The sequence below is a fragment of the Acinetobacter sp. UBA2063 genome, assembly GCF_002333245.1.
Lineage (GTDB): Bacteria > Pseudomonadota > Gammaproteobacteria > Pseudomonadales > Moraxellaceae > Acinetobacter > Acinetobacter parvus.
Genome location: NZ_DDAH01000235.1, coordinates 15,854 through 18,830, shown reverse-complemented (window position 1 = coordinate 18,830; position 2,977 = coordinate 15,854). Strand labels below are relative to the sequence as shown.

Genomic DNA, 2,977 nt, shown 5'->3' with positions numbered 1-2,977 from the left:
TAAAATCCTAGAACCACATCAGTCGTCCAAATGGAACATCATCTACTAATTATACAATACGAAGTTTTAATGATTATAAAGACTATTTCGTCAAAACAGGTGCAACCTACTTCTCCATTGTAGGTACAGGAACTTTACTTAGACCAGACTTCACCACTACCCAACCAGACGATCCAAATTTTTATTGTGATGGTCAAGGTGGTAGTGCCTATGGTGGTGCACACTTTAAAGAAATCTCACGTTTGACAGGCGGCAGCTCTGCTTCTATTTGTACAGATGCAGCAAGTTGGTCCGTTGTATTTGATGAGATTATTAAATCTGCTTCTGGTCTAGCCAGTAGTTTTACCCTTACACAAACACCAATTCCATCATCAGTGAAAGTCACCGTTGAAGGACAGAATGTTGCTCGTGATGTAAGTAATCAAAATGGCTTCGATTTAATTTATAGTAATACTGGAACTTCTGTGGTCTTCTTTGGTAATGCTATTCCTAAAGCGAATCAAAAAGTTAATGTTGAATATAAATATCTAGCAAAATAACTTAATTTGCTGATTAAATAAAAAAACTGCAATATGAGATTAAAAACATCATATTGCAGTTTTTAAGTAAAAGGCTTAATAAAAATCAACCCTATATGACTCAATATACACCATACTAATTATTACGTGCGTTTAAATCCTGCTGAATCAACTCGACTTTATAGCCATCTGGATCTTCAACAAATGCGATCACGGTCACCCCACCTTTCATTGGGCCAGCCTCACGCACCACCTTACCACCACGTGCCTTGATCTCCTCACATGCCTTATAGGCATCATCAACACCAATCGCAATATGACCATAAGCATTGCCTAAATCATAGCTTGCTGTATCCCAGTTATGAGTCAGCTCAAGCACAGTGTTATTTTCTTCATCACCATAGCCCACAAAAGCCAGGGTGAAACGCCCCTCTTCATAATCACGTTGACGTAGTAATTTCATACCAAGTACCTCAGTGTAGAACTTTAAAGATTGTTCTAAATTACCTACTCGTAACATCGTATGTAACATGCGCATAGTTATTCACCTGTCTGTTGAATTGTTTGGTTTTCATGGTCACGTAATAGTTTAGCAACCCAAACCACAAGAATCAAAATTGGAATTCCAATTAAAGTCGTCATTAAAAAGAAATTTGGGTAGCCAATATTACTCACAATCGTTCCTGAATATCCTCCCAATAATTTGGGTGTGAGCGTCATTAAAGAACTAAAAATCGCATATTGAACCGCAGTAAATGACACACTCGTTAAGCTAGATAAAAAGGCAATAAATGCAGCACCCGCTAAACCTGAGGCTAAATTATCGACAATAATGGCAAAATAGAGCCACAATGAGCTATAGCCTTTTATCACTTTGCCAGAAATTTCTATTGTGCCTGACTGACTTGGATCGACCACAGCAATTGGCTGAATATCGACATCGAGTGTGGTTTCAACATGTGATGCAGTATTAATACGATATGATCTTGTTGCAAATAACTGGCTTGCACTATTATTTTTGAAATTAACAAAAGCTTTAATGGTTTTAGTGGGAGATGCTTGTAATAGCTTTCCATCTACAGCACCAGTAAATATTCCTTTATCATCCAGTTTCGCAGCAAACTCTTGATTATCTAATTTAAGAATAACAGGCTTATCCTGATTTAAATCTTCATTTTTAAGCCCTGCTAATTGCCCTTTAACGACTAGACTTTGCTTCAATTCTTTTTCCGTTAATTGATCATCACCACTGATTGGTAATAATTGAATCTGAGCGTGCTGGGCATTTACTAAATATGGTATTGCAAGAGTTACATTGGTATCGCTCTGATTTTGGTACTGAGTACTTACCTGTACCGAATTTGTTTTTGCCAAGACGTCATTCGGCACTTGTAATTTCCAATATCCAACATCATCGGTTTGCACTTGATAATGTTTATTTCCGACCTGAACCTCAACTGGAGCAAGTGGTTTTCCTGATTTGACCAAGCCGATAAAAATTAAATTGGTTGAACTGGCCAACACTGCGCCCACGAACATCAGTTTCATAATGTTCATGCGTTGCGCTAACAAACCACCGAGAAAACCACCAACTAAACTAAAGATCACACCATAGATTTTCACAGCCTCAGCAATTTGTTCTTTACTGAAATTTAGATCTTGATAGAACACATTGGAAATCACTCCTGCAATGATGTCTGAGATGCGGAAAAAACCAATCAGCAGCAAAAGCACTAAGGCAAGTTTAATACCGTAACGTTTGAAGAATTCTAAAACTGGGGCAACCCAAGTTTCTTTTGCCATTTGTTGATTCACGACGCCAATTTTAACTAAACCCAAACCAACCAATAAAGCTGTGGCTGTAGCAGTTAAAAAGCGTAGGGCTTCTAAACCAAATAAAGCTGCGGTGTCTTTAATATTTGCGGCTTTAGCGGTAGCATCTGTTACATTCCCAGAGTAAATATAACTGACAACAAAAGTTGCAACAGCAATAAAGAATACAAAGACTAAGCGATAGTAATCTGTAGTTTTATAATGTTTATAAACACGATTTACTTGAGGTTCACGAATGCATAAAGTTGTAATAATACCAACCACCATAACTGCTGCCATGGTTAGATAAGTATATTTCCATGCTTCATAGATATAATTGCCTTTAGCTGTACCTAAATAAGCAGCAAGAAATAAAGCCCCTGCACCCGCAACGATCATCCCAATACGGTAACCTGCGTTGTAAGTTGAAGCTAAAACCGTTTGCATCTCACTTTCAGCAAGTTCAATACGATAAGCATCGATGACAATATCTTGAGTCGCTGCCGAGAATCCTAATAAAACGGCACCAACTGCCATTTGAATTAAATAGCTTTGTCCAAGTGCTGGGTCGGAAAATGCCATGATACAAATTGCACATATAATCAAAGACTGTGCAATCAACAACCAGGCACGGCGACGGCCTAAAC

3 protein-coding genes are annotated in these 2,977 nt (G+C 38.1%); 1 reads left to right on the top strand and 2 read right to left on the bottom strand.

Annotation, left to right across the window (positions count from 1 at the left end; translation table 11 throughout):
* The first annotated feature begins 242 nt into the window (after positions 1 to 242).
* Positions 243 to 539: a hypothetical protein gene (locus B4H32_RS11260; RefSeq protein WP_004682167.1), complete on the top strand. Its 297-nt coding sequence runs from the start codon at positions 243 to 245 to the stop codon at positions 537 to 539.
* A 115-nt stretch (positions 540 to 654) separates the two neighbouring features.
* On the opposite strand, the gene gloA is transcribed toward B4H32_RS11260, so the two are convergent.
* Together gloA and B4H32_RS11250 are read right to left on the bottom strand one after the other, a co-directional pair.
* Entirely contained in the window at positions 655 to 1,056 is a 402-nt protein-coding gene (gene gloA, locus B4H32_RS11255; protein ID WP_004682169.1) for a lactoylglutathione lyase, read from the bottom strand.
* Positions 1,057 to 1,058: 2 nt separating this feature from the next.
* Positions 1,059 to 2,977 (bottom strand): MFS transporter (locus B4H32_RS11250; protein ID WP_286803112.1); only part of this gene is annotated, 1,919 nt, incomplete at its 5' end.